Genomic DNA, 15873 nt, shown 5'->3' with positions numbered 1-15873 from the left:
GCTTCATAAATCGTTATCATTAGCTTGAGGTGAAAGCGGACAATGGAACGACTGCAAAAAGTATTGGCAGAAGCGGGTATCGCTTCCCGCAGAAAGTGTGAGGACATCATCACGGCGGGAAGAGTGCAAGTGAATGGAGAGGTGGTCACGACGCTCGGCGTGAAGGTAGACCCCAAGCAGGACGAGATTAAAGTGGACGGGCGGACGATTAACCAACAGAAAAAACTGTATCTGCTTTTAAATAAACCGAAGGGTGTCATCACAAGCGCTACCGATCCCGGCGGCCGCAAAGTCGTTACGGACTTCCTGCCCGGCATCAAAGAGCGCGTATACCCGGTCGGTCGGCTCGATTACGATACGGAAGGGCTGCTGCTGCTGACGAACGACGGGGAGTTTGCGCATTTGCTGACGCACCCGAAGCATCACGTGCCGAGAACGTACCAGGCAACGGTCAAAGGAGTGCCGCACGGCTCGCTGCTGGACAAGCTGAGAAACGGCGTGCAGCTTGAAGACGGCATGACGTCTCCGGCCGAAGTCGAATATGCCGACGTCAATCCCGAGAGAAATGAGACGGTCGTCGAAATTACGATTTACGAAGGCAGAAACCGTCAGGTGCGCCGGATGTTCGATTCCATTTCGTTTCCGGTGATCAAGCTGAGACGCATCAAATTCGGCCCGCTCTTTTTAACGGGAGTGCCCCGCGGCAAGTACCGCCATTTGACGCCGAACGAGATCAAGGAACTCGTGGATGCCGCAAACCAGACACATAATATTCAAAAAGGCCAATAGGATTTGGTCTTCTTTTCGTTATAATTGAACATAGGTACGTCTGTAAAATGGCTAAAAATGTGAACAAAAGGTGATGATGGCGTGGGAGCAAATAAAAAATGGGTACAGATCGCGATATTCGCTGTCGTGCTTATTATTGGCGTGTTTACCATTATTACGAATTTGTCAGCTACGGAAAACAAGAAATACCCGCAGGAAGGAGACAAAGCGCTCGATTTCTCGCTGGTCGGGCTGGACGGCATCACGCACAAATTGTCGGACTACAAAGGGAAACCGGTGCTGATCAACTTCTGGGGCACCTTCTGCCCGCCATGTAAAGAGGAGATGCCGGCGCTGCAGAAGCAGTATGAAAAATGGAGCCAGCAGGGCGTCGTATTCCTGGAAGTTAACGTGGACAAAAACAAGGTGACGGTACAAAGCTTTATGGATCAGTACAAGCTGAGCCTGCCTGTCCTGCTCGACGCGCAGGAAGAAGTCCGCAAAATGTACGGGGTTATGGACTACCCGACTACCTTTTTCATAGGTGCGGACGGCAAAGTCGCCGTGAAAAGAATCGGTCAAATGAACGAATCGTACATTGACCAGACGATAGCCTCGATTGCCGGCAAAAAAGAATAGAGGCCGAAGCTCAGGCTGAGTTAACTAAGCAAGTTTTCCTCGCAGAAAACTTCGAGGAGGTTCATCATGTTTACCAACACCAAATGCGAGTGCGGCCATCAGAACCATATCGGCACGACGCTTTGCGAATCCTGCGGCAAGCCTCTGGAAGACGATGACGGCAGCGGCGTTCTGGAAATGCGTTACGACGGGATGGCCCGCCGCTCGCAAAAAGCAAACCCTTCCGCGCTCGACCGGGTTTGGAACTTTTTTTCCTCGGTTAAAATTGCGGTGTACATCATTATCGCCACCTTGCTCGCTTCCGCCGTCGGCACGATCTATCCGCAGGAAAATACGTTTCTCGATATGGATCCGGCGCAATATTACGCGCAAAATTACGGGACGCTAGGCACGATCTATTACAAGCTAGGGCTGTCGCACACATTCAACTCGTGGTGGTTCATCACCCTGCTGTTTATGATCGGCACCTCGCTGGTCGTGTGCAGCCTGGATCGCGTGCTCCCGCTCTACAAAGCGTTATCAAAGCAGCAAATCCGCAAGCACATCAGCTTTTTGACGAGGCAAAAGGTGACCTATACGGCAGAGCTGCCGCCCGGAACCGATCCGGCCGAATGGACAAGCCAAATCGGCGCTCTGCTTCGCAAACGCAATTACCGCATACATAAGGAAGCGGACGGGTCCGCGCTGCTTGCCGAGAAGTACCGGTTCAGCCGGTGGGGGCCTTATATTAACCATATCGGCCTGATCATTTTTTTGCTCGGCGTCTTGATGAGAAGCATTCCGGGCTGGCATATGGATCAGTATATGGGGATTATGGAAGGCGAAACCAAGCGCATCCCGAACACTTCTTTTTACTTGAAAAATGAAAAGTTTACGCTTGCATTTTATGATGAAAGCGCTCTGCCGAAAAGCATTAAGGACAAGGGGCAGGTCGTGCCCAAAACGTACGAAACGCAGGCGGTGCTTTATCACTGCACGGCCGATTGCGGCAATCCGGCGAAAGAGCCTGTGCTCGAAGAAGTCCAAAGGTCGAACATTTTGGTGAACGAGCCTATGGATTATAAAGGGCTTAAGGCGTACCAGTTCGATTACAAGCAGACGCTTATGCTGATTTCCGTCAAACCGAACCTGAGTAATCCGCAGACCGGCGAAGTGTACGGGACGATCGATCTTCCGATGAACAATCCGAAGGACGAATACCAGGCCGGACCTTACAAGCTGAAGCTGAAAGGCTATTTCCCGGAATTCGGCATCGATGAAAAAGGCCAGCCGATCAGCAAATCGAACGAACCGAAAGCGCCTGCGTTCATATTCAGCATCACGGGGCCCGGTCTTGCCGAAGGGGGAGAGCCCTACATGTACTTCCCGCGGCAGGTTGATAAAGAAGCGTTCAGCCAGGATGCGATTAACGGCGCAATCAGCAAGAAGCTGAATTTGTCCGTCAAATCCATGGATGGCGTGCAATTCGCGGAATACACCTCGTATTTGAATATCCGGGTCGATAAAGCGATGCCCTACATTTGGGTCGGGGCGGCGATTTTTATGATCGGCGTCATTATGGGCTTTTACTGGCAGCATCGGCGGGTATGGCTGCGCATCGATAACGGCCGGCTTACGCTGGGCGCGCACACGAACAAAAACTGGTTCGGCTTGCGCAACGAAGTGGCTGCCGCACTCAGCAAAAACAACATTCCTGTCTTGCCTAAAACATTGGAAAGGGGAGAGAAGCAAGAGTGAACGTAAGCTCGGTCAGCAGCACGTTTTTATTCATCGCTTTTTTCGTATATATAGCGGCTTTTCTGCTTTTTGTCCTTTCGATCACCGGAAAAACGTGGAGCAACAGGAACCCGGAAGAGCATACGAAGCGGTGGGGCTTCGCCGCATTCGTCGTTTCCGTTGCCGGATTCGTCTGTCAGGCGACTTTCTTCTTTACGAGATGGTATGAGGGAGGCCATATTCCGACCTCCAACATGTACGAATTCATGACTTTTTTGGGCATGATGATCATGTTGGCCTTCCTGATCGTATATTTGATATACCGCACGCCGGTGCTTGGCGTGTTTGCGCTGCCGATCGGCTTTATCATGATCGCTTATGCATCCGTATTTCCCAGCGAAGTGCAGCCGCTCATTCCGGCGCTGCAAAGCTATTGGCTGAAAATACACGTGACGACTGCGGCGGCAGGCGAAGCTTTCTTCGCGGTAGGCTTTGCCGGCGGCTTGATGTATTTGCTCCGCACGGTCAACTACAAGGGAACTTCGGCGGGTGAAAAGCGGGAGCAGCGCGGCGTTGAATTCACCTTGTTTTTTATCCTTATACTCATTGCTTTTATCGGTTCCATATTTTCTTTCAATGCAGCAGGATATAAAGCGGTGTTCACCAAAGAAGTTACGGCAACGGACGTTTCCGGCGCTTCCGTGACGAACGCCCAGAGCGAAACGTACGTGCTGCCGCCTATCGTTAAGCCGCACGGCACGGCGGTAGCCGAAATGACGCCGTTCCTCGGCATGCAGCAGCCGCTTTTCGAAGCTCCTTCATGGATGGAGGGGGCCAGTGCGGGACGGAAATTGAACACGGTCATTTGGTCGGTTTTGCTCGGATTGGTGCTTTACGGTCTGGCCCGTCTTGTGACGCGGAAGCCGCTCGGAGCGGCAATAAGTCCGATTCTTAACAGCATGGATCCCGAGGACCTCGATGAAATCAGCTACAGGGCCATCGCGATCGGGTACCCGGTGTTCACGCTCGGAGCGCTTATTTTTGCGATGATCTGGGCGCAGGAAGCATGGGGCCGATTTTGGGGCTGGGACCCGAAAGAAGTATGGGCTTTAATCACATGGCTGTTCTATGCCGTTGTTTTGCACCTGCGGCTGTCGCGCGGCTGGCAGGGCAAACGGTCGGCGTGGCTGTGCGTCATCGGTTTTTTGGTCGTGATGTTTACTTTGGTCGGAGTGAATCTGGTCATTGCCGGTCTCCACTCGTACGCCGGGGTTTAAAAGACAACTTAATTGGAAATGGATGTGAGACTGGTGGAAATAAAAGCTAGCATATTGGTTGTTGACGATGAAGAACGCATTCGCAGACTGCTGCGGATGTATTTGGAAAAGGAAGGCTACTTGATCGAGGAAGCCGAAGACGGCGAGACGGCGCTGCGCATGGCGGTCGACTCCGATTTCGACTTGATATTGCTCGACGTCATGCTGCCTGGAATCGACGGCATTGAAGTTTGCGCCAGACTGCGCCAGGTGAAATCCACACCGGTCATTATGCTGACGGCCAAAGGCGAAGAGACGAACCGCGTAAGCGGCTTTGAGGTGGGTGCCGACGATTACGTGGTCAAGCCGTTCAGTCCGCGCGAGGTCATCTACCGGGTCAAAGCGATTTTGCGCCGTTCGTCGGCGACCGCTTATTTGTCCAAAGATGCCGGTTCCAGCAATAACATCGTATTCCCGAATCTGGTCATCGAACACGATGCGCATCGCGTGTCGGCAGGCGGGCAGGAAGTCGCTCTGACGCCGAAAGAATACGAGCTGCTGCATTATTTGGCGGTATCGCCGGATAAAGTGTTTTCGCGCGAAGAGCTGCTCAAGGACGTTTGGAATTACGAATTTTTTGGCGATTTGCGCACAGTGGACACTCACGTCAAACGTCTGCGCGAAAAACTGAACAAAGTTTCCCCTGATGCGGCGGCGATGATTACGACCGTATGGGGAGTAGGGTATAAGTTAGAGGTGCCTAAATAACGTGTTTATTTTCAGAAGTGTCGTAGGAAAATTATGGTTGACGATTATTGGCCTGGTTGCGGTTGTACTGCTCATACTGGGCTTTTTTCTTGTCAATTATATGCAAAATTATTTTGCGCAGGCGAACGACCAGAGAGCCAATATGGAAAAGCTGGCCGAGCAGTTTTCCAATGAAGCTTCGCGGCATTTGTATGACGAGCAGTTTTATAAGCTGAGCAATGAATTGCTCAGTTTTCAGGATGCGAGGATGCTCGTCGTTTCCAGGGAGTTGAAAGAAACCCCTATGCCGGAAGTGGAAGGAAGCAAGCTTGCCGACTTTCACGCCGCGGATTTTTTCTCCGTGAGCGAGCTCGAACAAGTGCTGGCGGGCCAAGTACTGAACAAGCAGATCGGCAAGGACGGCGGCGGGAAATTATTTTCCGGGGCCGAATATTTGGCGGTAGCCGTCCCGCTGCGCAACACGCAGTCCAGTATCGTCGGGGCCACGGTGCTGTATCAATCTTTGCAGTCGTTTGAAGCTACGCAGCAGTACATGCTGAAGCTGTTCATCTACGTGTCGATCGTAGGGTTTCTGATGACGACGTTTTTCGCCTTTTTCCTGTTTTCGCGAATTACGCGTCCCCTGCAGCAGCTGAAAAAAGCGGCCGATTTAATTACGTTGGGCGAATACGGCACGCGCGTTCCGATTACGAGCAAGGACGAGATCGGAGAGCTTGCCAAGACGTTCAACCATATGGGTACGAAGCTGCGGGAGAGCATCGAGGCGCTCAGCGAGGAAAAAGAACATTTGTCCAGCGTCTTGAGAAGTATGACCGATGCCGTCATTACGCTCGATGCGGACGGTTCGGTCATTTTGACGAATCCGAAGGGCGGGAAGATCGTTCAGGAATGGAACTTGATCGAGTGGTCCGAGGAGGACAGGAAGCGTCCGCCGAAGCAGGACACCGCGCTGGGCGATTGGGGGCTGACCAGCTTCAGCTTCCCTTCCGAAGAGCCGATACCCGTCCCGCTCATACCGCTCTTTGAGGCCGTCGTCGCCGAGTCGTCGGAAGCGTCGTCCAAGCTTTACGTGCAAAGCGGCGTATGGTCGGTGGCGATGACGCCGCTGTATTCGCGCGACCAGGTGCGCGGCGCGGTAGCCGTGCTGCGCGACGTCACGGAGGAGGAGCGCCTCGACAAGCTGCGCAAAGACTTCGTCGCGAACGTGTCGCACGAGCTGCGCACGCCGCTGTCGATGCTGCAGGGCTACAGCGAGGCGCTGCTCGACGACATCGCGGGCACGCCCGAGGAGCGCAAAGAGCTGGCGCAGGTCATCCACGACGAGTCGCTCCGCATGGGGCGTCTCGTGCGCGACCTGCTCGATCTGGCGAGGATGGAGGCCGGCCATCTCGAGCTTTACTTCAGGGAGGTCGAAGTCGACTCCCTGGTGCGCCGCATGCACCGCAAATTCGCGGTGCTGGCCAAAGAGCGCGGCATCGCGCTGAGCGCCGAGCTGCCGGAGCAGCCCCTCATCCTCGCCAGCGCGGATGAGGACAGGCTCGAGCAGGTGCTGACGAACCTGCTCGACAATGCGTTCCGGCATACCGCCGGCGGGGCGCGTATTGCCGTGAAGGCTGAGCCGGCGGTCTATAAGGACCAGCCGGCGATCCGCATCGAAGTCAGCGATGCGGGAAAGGGCATCCCGGCCGACGACCTGCCGTACATTTTCGAGCGCTTTTACAAGGCCGACAAAGCGCGTACGCGCGGCTCCTCCGGCGGCACAGGCCTCGGACTCGCCATCGTGAAAAACATCGTCGACGCGCACCACGGCAGCGTATCCGTGCAAAGCACGTTAGGGCAGGGCACGACGTTCACCATTTTGCTGCCGTGCAACCCGAGGTAAAGAGAGCCTATCCGACGGAGTTACTTTTGTGCATGCCGGGGAATATGACTGCATACATTGCCGCTTACGCAGCATAATTACTGTCATTTTGCATTCATATACCTTCAACGTGGTTCATCGGACAGACTCCTAAGAGCCTGTCCCGATACCGGATACGAAAGCTCTCATGCTTCGTACCACACCTAAGCGACTATTCGACACTAAAAAGGCGTTTGCTGAAGTTCTTCCAGCAAACGCCTCTTTTTTTGTAGAATATTCAAAATTAATCTTGTTGTTCGTGAAACAATGCGGTTATTTTCAATTAGGAGTCTGTCCGACGGAGTTACTTTTGTGCATACCCACTGAATAATGACTACATATCTTGCCGCTCACGCTCCATAATTACTGTCATTTTATATATATGCCTTCTACGTGGTTCATCGGACAGACTCCTAGATCGCAAGCGCGCGGACGTTTACGATTTCGGCTTGCTTGCCGAGCTCTTCCAATACTTCGGCTGGAGCCGGCTTGTCGATGGTCAACACCATGATCGCGGAGCCGCCGATCACTTTACGGCCCACTTGCATGGTCGCAATGTTCACGTCGTTGCTGCCGAGAAGCGTACCGACGCGGCCGATAATGCCCGGCTTATCGTTGTGCGAAATGAGCAGCAGGTTGCCTTCCGCGGAAAAGTCGACCGGATACTGATCGATGCGGACGATCCGTTCCCCGAAGCCCGCCAGCAGCGTGCCTGCCAACGTTTTTTCTTCCTGCTTCGTTTTTACGGTTACGGTAACGAGGTTCGTAAAGCTGCTCGAAGCGTTCGATTGCTGGACGATGATATTGACGCCGCGCGTTTTGGCCATATGCATGGCGTTGACGATGTTGATCGATTCGAGCTGTTTTTCAAACAAGCCTTTTACGATATAACGGGTAAGCGGGCTCGTATCGACATCGGTCAAATCGCCTGCGTAGTTCACGATAATTTCGTTTACCGCGCCATGAGTAACTTGTCCGAGAATGCTGCCGATTTTTTCGCCGAGATTAAAGTACGGCTGCAGCTTGTTGAGCACGTTGGCAGGAACGGGAGGCATGTTCACCGCGTTTTTAAACGGCTCGTCGCGCAAAATGTGCAGCACTTCTTCGGATACGTCGATCGCTACATTCTCTTGAGCTTCAACAGTGGAAGCGCCGAGATGCGGCGTTACGATAATTTTAGGATTGTTCAGGAACGGATGATCCTTTTGCGGAGGTTCCACTTCGAATACGTCGAAAGCGGCTCCGGCTACGATGCCTTGATCGATCGCTTCGACCAGTGCCAATTCGTCAATGATACCGCCGCGCGCGCAGTTGATGATGCGAACGCCTTTTTTCATCAGCTCGAATTGCGGTTTGCCGATCAAGTGGCGGGTCTCGGGCGTCAATGGCGTATGAACGGTAATGAAATCGGCCTGAGCGGCAATTTCATTGACAGTGCCCAGCTTGACTCCCAGTTTCTCGGCGCGCTCTTCGGTCAGGAACGGATCGTAGCCGATGACTTCCATGCCGAATACTTTTGCACGTTTGGCTACCTCACTGCCGATGCGGCCCATGCCGAGAATACCGAGCGTTTTGCCGCGCAGCTCGACGCCGATAAATTTGCGGTCCCACTCGCCGCCGACGGTTTTTTTGTACGCTTGCGGAATGGAGCGGGCAACCGACATCATCATGGCGAAAGTCAGCTCGCAAGTAGCAATCGTGTTGCCGTCCGGAGCGTTAATGACGACGATCCCGCGTTTGGTGGCGGCTTCCAGGTCAATGTTGTCGACACCGACGCCGGCGCGGCCGATTACTTTCAGCTTGGGAGCCGCGTTCATAATTTTTTCGGTAACTTTCGTCTGGCTGCGTACAAGCAGTGCATCGTACTCGCCGATAATGGCGACGAGCTCGTCCTCGGACAGTCCCGGTTGTTTGACAACCTCAACGTCGCTTGCATCATAAAGCATCTGAATACCCATGTCGCTGATCGGATCTGATACTAACACTTTGAACATAATTGTTTCCTCCTCCAAATTTTTCGCATAAAAAAACTCCCAGCCCTTCGGTACAGACAAATATATCTGTATCCAGAAGGGACGAGAGCTAGCTTTCGTGGTACCACCCTAATTCGCTGGCCGCTTGCACGGACAGCCTCACTGGTCTTGCGACCTGGAACTGTAACGGGTTCCCATTCCGATTGCATCTACTGGGTTTTCAATGCAACAACTCTGGAGTGCTCCGCAACATGTTCACTGCCGATTCGCACCTGCCATCGGCTCTCTGAAAGCTACTACTGTTTGCTTGGCTCCGTCAACGCTTCACTGCGATATAAAATTTTCATTAGAGTAACATGCGGCTCAAGGGAGTGTCAATAGGTGTCGATTCAAATTTCACATGTACGCCATATAATGCTCGTTTGTTTCAAAAACTATCGCTTTCGATCTCATTCTATATTAAAAACAGGACAAAAAGCAAGGTATTTTGCTTGATCTTGCGTACAAATTTCGCTATTCTTCATAAAGAAACAAATATTACCGATATGCACGCTGAAAGGAAGGATACATGTGGAGATTGCAAGCATTCATCCGGCGAAGTTTCTTGAGCTGCTTGACAGCGGCAAGCTGAAGGAAAGCTTGGTCGTCGATGTGAGAGAACCTCACGAATGGGAGTATTACCATTTGGATGACGCGGTTCTTATTCCTATGCGGGATATTCCCGGGCGTCTGGGCGAGCTGCCCGGCGATCAGGACGTTTACGTCGTATGCGCGCATGGCGTGCGAAGCTATCATGTATGCGGATTTTTGGCCGAAAACGGATACGGCCGCGTCATCAACGTTGAAGGCGGCATGGCGGCCGTCGGCGAGCTTCGCGGCTTTCAATACGACTAAAAAACCGGGCCTGCTGGCCCGGTTCGGAATCGGTCAATTCGCATCGAAAAAGAAGGGGAGCTGAGGGAGCGGCTCGTTGTTGTACCATTTGGCCTTTCCTTTTACGAAATCCCCGGAGCGCACGGCGTTCGTGCTGAGCAGCAGATCCATCGTCTGGTTCACATCGGCGGTGTTCAATTTTTTAGCTTGTCCGGAAGCGATGAAATCGTCGATGCGAATCGTCAAATCCTGCGGATAGAACGGCGTGAACGATTTGTTGTTCAGCAGCTTGGCCGTGATGTAAAGGTTTTTCACGTTGACGTTCATTTGCCGCCATTGATCGAGATTGGCATTTTTGTTCGAATCGAAAGGCTCCAGCTCCGAATTGTTCGTCTCGTTCCAAGCCACGATGGAAGCGAAATAATTTTTTTGGGCGGTGAGCGCCTGCGTGATCGCCTCCAGGTAGTAGGGATCTTTTTTAATGGCGTCGATCAGCTCTGCGCCGTGCATTCCGTTGGCTTTGGATTGATAGTTTTTGAGCGTATCCGAGAACAGCTTCAAGCTTTTCAAATATCCCTCGTGCGACTGCTGCAGCAGCGGTGAGGAAGCCGGCATGCTTTTGCCTTGCAGGGCGTTGTATTTTTCGTCGGCTAGCTTGGACAGCTCTTTCATGACTGCGGAGGAATCGACCGTCGAGCTGCCGAGCTCGATTTGATTGAGCTGTTCGAACCATTTGTTCTGAAATTCCCTAAACGGCAAAAAGATGGTATGGTAATAGGAAACCAGTACTTGCTGGTCGTACGCTCCGGGTTCCTGGACCGCTTCATTGCCGTGCAATATTTTTTCATACTTTTGGTCTGATTTTTGCTGGCCGACCTTGAGGCCGTAAAAAAAAGCGCCCATAATGCATACGAGCATAAAGATGAACATCAGTGCAAATAAATAATCTGTGCGGGTCAGGCGCTTATCCATAATCAGGCTCCTTATTCTCTCTTTTTCTTTTAACTCAGTATAGGAGAAATATGTGGAAAAGGGAATATGCGAGGGAAAGAGGCAGCTTCATGAAAAAATTCGATTTTAAAAATATCCGCTTCGGCAAAGTTGATTTACACGAGTTAAATGACCGGACGCTGCTGCTCAATCTGTACATAACCCAGCTTCTAACTATTATTATCGGATTGATCATTATATTTTTTCAGAGCAATCATCAATTCTTTTCCATGTTTCATTTTCAATCCGGCTGGGCCATTCCGCTTTGGGGCGTTTTGTTCGCTCTGGCGGTGCTCGGCGGCGACCTGCTCATATCCAGATGGGTTCCCAAGGAAGTGACCGACGACGGCGGAATTAACCAGATGCTTTTCGGCAATCGGCCGCTTTGGCATATCGCACTCATTTCGATCATTGTCGCAATTTGCGAGGAAATATTGTTCCGCGGAGCGATTCAATACGCCTGGGGACCATATTGGACAAGCATTTTGTTCGCCGCCATCCATATCCGTTACTTGCAGCACTGGCTGATGACGGGGATGGTGTTCAGCATCAGCTACGGGTTGGGCTGGATTTATGAGCAGACGGGCAGTTTATGGACGCCGATTATCGCACATTTCGTCATTGATTTCGTGATGGGCTGCATACTGCGATACAGCAAGGAGGATGACGAGAGCGAATGAACGCCCGCAATCGAACCCCGATGCCGGCAGCTGACGCTGACCGCGCACAGGAAGACGATGATACATACTTACCGCCTAGAAAAGCGGTCCACCCCTCGGAGAGGGGGAAATGGACGCGAATCTTTTATCTCACTTTGTTGTGGCTGTTCGTTATGCTGGTTATCGGTTTGACCGTCTGGGGAATTCGTTATTCCTGAAACTTCCAAACCCGCAAAGTTTGTATGATGATACGGAAGAAGCTATGATAGATTCATAGTTTCTTTTTTTGTTACCAGAAAGGAGCAGTCCAATGAGGAAAGCAAGGAGCATCGGCTGGCTCGTAAAAATGAGTCTGATCGTCTGTCTGGCAGTTTCGGGCCTGTTAGCCACCGCCAAAACTTCATACGCCTTGTCTTACGAATATGGGACTTTTCCCAAGGGAAATGTCGGGCTGGCGCGCCCTGATATCGGAGCGGAAGTCAAGCTGGGCGAAAGCAAGAAAGCGGACAGCTATCATTTTTACTTGAACGGTCAGGAAAAAAGCGTTACCTTCGATCCGGACGCTGACACGTATACGTATCATCCGGATGCGGATCTGGCGCCGGGGAATTATTCCGCGAGATTCGTATTTTCATTGTCCGGCTATCAACCGGCCACCCTTGATTGGAGTTTTACGATCATGCCTAATGCGACGGTTCTTTCAAGCACAACGACCGCGGAGCAGCAGCAAGGCTTAAAAGCGATCAACGATTATCGGGCCAAGCTCGGCCTGACTACGGTCAAATTCAGCAGTGCGCTCAATATGGCCGCCCAAAAGCATGCGGAATATTTGGATCAAAACAAAGTCGATGCCGTACGCACGTCCGTTTCGCTGCATGACGAGGACCCGTCGCTTCCCGGCTATTTCGGGCAAAAGCTGGCGGACCGGCTGCAGTATGTCGGATATGCGACCTCCGGCGGCGAGGATGTATCCTACAACCGGGTGACGTTGGTGCAAGCGGTCGACAGCTTATTCGATGCGCCTTACCACCGATCGCCGTTCATGGTTCCCGGCCTCAAAGAGATCGGGATATACAAGAAGGGGGACTACCAGGTCATCGAATTCGGCTATACCGACGGCGGACTGCCCGAACTGGCCGTATCGCCGGCGGGCAACGACGTATACGTTCCGACTTCGTTCGGCGGCCACGAGGTGCCGGACCCGCTTCGAGGCCATCCGCAGACGGATTATCCGGTCGGATATCCGATCATGGCGACGGTCAACGGATCGAACGTTAAAAAAGTAAGCCTGGTCGATTCCCAGCTTAAGGATGAGAACGGCAAGACCGTCAATCTGCTGGTGAATACCCCGGATAATGACGATCATTTGGACACGGGCGTTATTTTGCTTCCGTCCAAGCCGCTGCAGCTCGATACGAGCTACACGGCCAAGATCAAGCTGAATGCCGAGCTGGATGACGGCACGACCAAGACGTTCGAGAAGGAATGGACGTTTAGAACCGAGCCGCTTGACGGCCTGGGAGTGCTCAAGCTTCATCAGGATGCCGTCGCCTATACGTCGCAAATGGCCAATTTCGGCCTGAACCGCACGCATACGGTCACTTTCGGGCTTAACGACAGCGCCTATAAGCTTGACATGGTTTCATTCCCGATGAAGCAGCGGCCTTATATCGAGGACGGAACGTCTTACTTGTATATCAGGGATCTTGCCGCGGCGCTGGGAGCGGAAGTAACGTGGGACGATCAGCAGAAAGCGGCGATTTACAAAAAGAAAGATAAGACGATCGTTTTTTATACGACGCGCGGTGCCTATTCGCTGAACGGAACGGAGCACGAGACCGATTCGCCGGCGCAGCTTGTTCAGAATACGACAATGATTCCCGTCAGGCTGCTGTCCGAGACGCTCGGGGCCAAAGTCAGCTACGTCGACAGCACACGCACCGTAGTTATCAATTATTAAACGCCGAAGGGGCCGGCCCGCAAGTCATCGATCATGACTGCGGGCCGGCCCCTTCGCTATGCGCGCGGAGGTCTATCTCATCTCGAGCTCGATGGCCCGAGGGTCTACGAAAGAATACCCTTTTTCCTCCAGTTTCGTCAGGAGCGAATCGAGAACCGAGACGGTCCAGGGAAGCTCATGCATCAAAATGTTGCTGCCGGGATGCAGCTGTTTCAAAACATTGTCGACCACTTTGTCCGGATCGTTTTTCTTCGTCGTCATTTCCCAGTCCAGCGAGCCGTTGGACCAAGTCATGTAGAGGATGCCGGCATTTTTGATTTTGTTTTTGAGATAATCGTTGCCAAGGCCGAAGGGAGGTCTGAAAAAGTGCGGGGCCTCGCCGGTAAGCTCCTTGACGATATTTTGAACGTCATCGATCTGCTGATCGATTTTGGCATCCGTTTGTTTGTTCAATTCGATGTGATCCCAGGAATGATTGCCGATAATTTGCCCGCTGTCATGCACCAGCTTCACAAGCTCCAGTTTTTGCTTGATGCGGTAGCCGTTCATGAAGAAGATCGCTTTGGCGTTATGCTTCTTTAGCGTATTAATGAGACCTTCGTTCATTTCTTTCTCTTTCGGGCCGTCGTCGAACGTTAAAAGCACGACTTTTTTGTTGCCGTTCGGATCGTTGGGGACGATATCATAGTTTTTGTTCATATGATACTCTTTTTTTACCTGCTGATCGGGAGGCTCTGTCGCTGCCGCAGGCGTGGGGCTCGGAGTCGGTGACGGCGTCGCGCTCGGCGAAGCTGTCGGTGCGGCCGTCGCCGCGGCAACGTTGCTGCTGCTGGCAGGGGCCGGCCCGGCATTTTGCGGACCGCATCCGCCGAGCAGCAGACAGGCGCTGATGCAAACTAGACTTAATGGTTTCATGCTTATAATCTCCCTCGATCCTGATTGATGTCCAACTCTATATTATCACATTTTCCGGCTGCAATCGCCTTTGATTTCCTGCCCGCAGCGCGTATGCCCGCCTTCCGATTCGAACAAGCTATTTATGATTCATACTACTTTTTCGGAGGGATTATAATGAGATTGAGATTGGGTACATTCCTGCTCGGCGGCATTGCGGGCGCGGCGGCCGTCATGTATTTGAGCCGCAGAAACAAATCGATGCTGTTCTCCGCATTCAGCTCTTCCGGCGAAACGATGGGCAAGGCGATGGGGAAAGCAAAAAATACTTTGGCGAACAAAACGTTTAAAAAATCGGCTGCCAATATGGGTGCCAATATGGCAGCTATGGGCGGCGGCGCTGCGGACGGACTGCATCAGGTCGGAAAAATTGTCAATGAAGATTCGTCGCTGAAAGCTACGGTCAATCAAATATTGGAACAAAACAAGGAAAATACGGCGGCCGTTCAATAAAACATACATCCTGCGCACAGTTAGGGAACCCACGGGGCCGGCTGTGCTTTTTCATTTATACTTATCTTTCGCGTGCATTTCTCATCAAAAAATGTTAACATGGAAATTGAAAACGTTAAGGGCCGCATGTCCAATTTAACGTTTCGCACTCACCTTTTTTTATTTTCGCTCATATTCTGTTTTAACGAGAGCAGACCACACGCTTGCGATGGCGGCTTTTTTTCAAAAAAAACGATATCGCTGACGATGCTGGCTTTCCAGTCGGAAAGCTCCGAGGAGGATCCTATCATGAAAATTGAACGCTTAAGTCAGGATAAGATACGGATTTTCCTAACATTCGATGACTTAACTGAACGCGGGATTCAAAAAGACGATATGTGGAGGGAAATTCCAAAAGTACATGAGCTTTTTAGCGAAATGATGGATCAGGCTTATTCCGAGCTGGGATTCGATCCGTCCGGTCCGCTTGCAGTCGAGGTGTTTGCGCTTCCTGCACAAGGAATGGTAGTCATCGTGACTAGAGGCAAGCTTGACTTGTACGCGAACTCGGATTCCTATGAGGATCATGAGGCTGACGAAGTGTATGAAATGGAAGTGACGCTCGAACAGAGCGATCTGATCTCGTACGCATTTCGCGATTTCGAAGACTTGCTGCGCGTTGCGAAGATTATCAATCCGCTTCTGATGGAAGGCGGAAGCTTGTATGCATATAAAGAAAGATACATTTTGCAATTGGAGCCTGTAGAGCTGGAAGATTCCAAATATCAAGCTTTGATTGCCGTACTTTCCGAATTTGGGGAAGCAGCGTCGGTAACGCAAGCTATTTTGGAGGAATATGGAAAAGTAATTATCGCTGACGACGCCGTGAAAGTGCTGTGTCACCATTTCCGGTAACATTTTTTCGAATCGTTATGAAACAAGCATCTTCAAAAACATTCGTTTTTGCAAGGTGCTTTTTATGTTG

The 15873-nt window shown here is 51.9% G+C and carries 15 protein-coding genes and 1 other annotated feature; of the genes, 12 read left to right on the top strand and 3 right to left on the bottom strand.

The annotated features are described in order from the left end of the window. The first annotated feature begins 42 nt into the window (after positions 1–42). The 6 genes from AC0LWT_RS11855 to AC0LWT_RS11830 all read left to right on the top strand — a co-directional run bounded on the left by AC0LWT_RS11855 (position 43) and on the right by AC0LWT_RS11830 (position 7029). On the top strand, positions 43–789 hold the full coding sequence (locus AC0LWT_RS11855; protein WP_474681457.1) for a pseudouridine synthase: 747 nt from the start codon (positions 43–45) through the stop codon (positions 787–789). Positions 790–870: 81 nt separating this feature from the next. Beyond that, positions 871–1407, top strand: a complete 537-nt coding sequence (locus AC0LWT_RS11850; RefSeq protein WP_474681456.1) for a redoxin domain-containing protein — start codon at positions 871–873, stop codon at positions 1405–1407. Between the two features lie 66 nt (positions 1408–1473). Then, the gene (gene resB / locus AC0LWT_RS11845) at positions 1474–3144 is read left to right on the top strand and encodes a cytochrome c biogenesis protein ResB (protein ID WP_474681455.1); all 1671 of its coding nucleotides are present in this window, start codon (positions 1474–1476) and stop codon (positions 3142–3144) included. After that, positions 3141–4400, top strand: a complete 1260-nt coding sequence (gene ccsA / locus AC0LWT_RS11840) for a cytochrome c biogenesis protein CcsA (RefSeq protein ID WP_474681454.1) — start codon at positions 3141–3143, stop codon at positions 4398–4400. The genes resB and ccsA overlap by 4 nt, the downstream gene beginning before the upstream one ends. 33 nt (positions 4401–4433) lie before the next feature. After that, positions 4434–5147 (top strand): response regulator transcription factor, encoded by a 714-nt coding sequence (locus AC0LWT_RS11835; protein ID WP_474681453.1) that lies wholly within the window; start codon positions 4434–4436, stop codon positions 5145–5147. 1 nt (position 5148) lies between these two features. Then, the gene (locus tag AC0LWT_RS11830; RefSeq protein ID WP_474681452.1) at positions 5149–7029 is read left to right on the top strand and encodes an ATP-binding protein; all 1881 of its coding nucleotides are present in this window, start codon (positions 5149–5151) and stop codon (positions 7027–7029) included. Between the two features lie 431 nt (positions 7030–7460). Here the strand turns inward: AC0LWT_RS11830 and serA are convergent, their stop codons facing one another. Beyond that, positions 7461–9041, bottom strand: coding sequence for a phosphoglycerate dehydrogenase (serA, locus tag AC0LWT_RS11825; RefSeq protein WP_474681451.1), 1581 nt, complete (start codon positions 9039–9041; stop codon positions 7461–7463). A gap of 74 nt (positions 9042–9115) precedes the next feature. Then, positions 9116–9349: a binding site (T-box leader), on the bottom strand. Positions 9350–9590: 241 nt separating this feature from the next. Between serA and AC0LWT_RS11820 the strand changes: the two genes are divergently transcribed. Next, positions 9591–9914 carry a rhodanese-like domain-containing protein gene (locus AC0LWT_RS11820; protein ID WP_474681450.1) on the top strand — a complete coding sequence of 108 codons (324 nt, stop codon included), beginning with the start codon at positions 9591–9593 and terminating at the stop codon, positions 9912–9914. 33 nt (positions 9915–9947) lie between these two features. Here the strand turns inward: AC0LWT_RS11820 and AC0LWT_RS11815 are convergent, their stop codons facing one another. Continuing rightward, positions 9948–10865: a hypothetical protein gene (locus tag AC0LWT_RS11815; RefSeq protein WP_474681449.1), complete on the bottom strand. Its 918-nt coding sequence runs from the start codon at positions 10863–10865 to the stop codon at positions 9948–9950. Between the two features lie 89 nt (positions 10866–10954). Between AC0LWT_RS11815 and AC0LWT_RS11810 the strand changes: the two genes are divergently transcribed. The 3 genes from AC0LWT_RS11810 to AC0LWT_RS11800 all read left to right on the top strand — a co-directional run bounded on the left by AC0LWT_RS11810 (position 10955) and on the right by AC0LWT_RS11800 (position 13502). Beyond that, positions 10955–11563: a CPBP family intramembrane glutamic endopeptidase gene (locus AC0LWT_RS11810; protein ID WP_474681448.1), complete on the top strand. Its 609-nt coding sequence runs from the start codon at positions 10955–10957 to the stop codon at positions 11561–11563. A 109-nt stretch (positions 11564–11672) separates the two neighbouring features. Beyond that, complete coding sequence (locus AC0LWT_RS11805; protein WP_474681447.1) at positions 11673–11819, top strand: hypothetical protein; 147 nt, start codon at positions 11673–11675, stop codon at positions 11817–11819. A gap of 33 nt (positions 11820–11852) precedes the next feature. Then, positions 11853–13502 carry a stalk domain-containing protein gene (locus AC0LWT_RS11800; protein ID WP_474681446.1) on the top strand — a complete coding sequence of 550 codons (1650 nt, stop codon included), beginning with the start codon at positions 11853–11855 and terminating at the stop codon, positions 13500–13502. A 72-nt stretch (positions 13503–13574) separates the two neighbouring features. Here AC0LWT_RS11800 and AC0LWT_RS11795 read toward each other — a convergent pair whose 3' ends face one another. Next, a complete protein-coding gene (locus AC0LWT_RS11795) occupies positions 13575–14417 on the bottom strand; it encodes a polysaccharide deacetylase family protein (RefSeq protein WP_474681445.1) in 843 nt (280 codons plus the stop codon). 156 nt (positions 14418–14573) lie between these two features. On the opposite strand from AC0LWT_RS11795, the gene AC0LWT_RS11790 reads away from it, so the two are divergent. Continuing rightward, on the top strand, positions 14574–14909 hold the full coding sequence (locus tag AC0LWT_RS11790) for a hypothetical protein (RefSeq protein WP_474681444.1): 336 nt from the start codon (positions 14574–14576) through the stop codon (positions 14907–14909). Between the two features lie 288 nt (positions 14910–15197). Continuing rightward, complete coding sequence (locus AC0LWT_RS11785; protein WP_474681443.1) at positions 15198–15803, top strand: genetic competence negative regulator; 606 nt, start codon at positions 15198–15200, stop codon at positions 15801–15803. Positions 15804–15873: the final 70 nt, after the last annotated feature.

The sequence above is a fragment of the Paenibacillus sp. sgz302164 genome (assembly GCF_056120505.1).
This window is presented reverse-complemented; position numbering and strand designations above follow the sequence as displayed.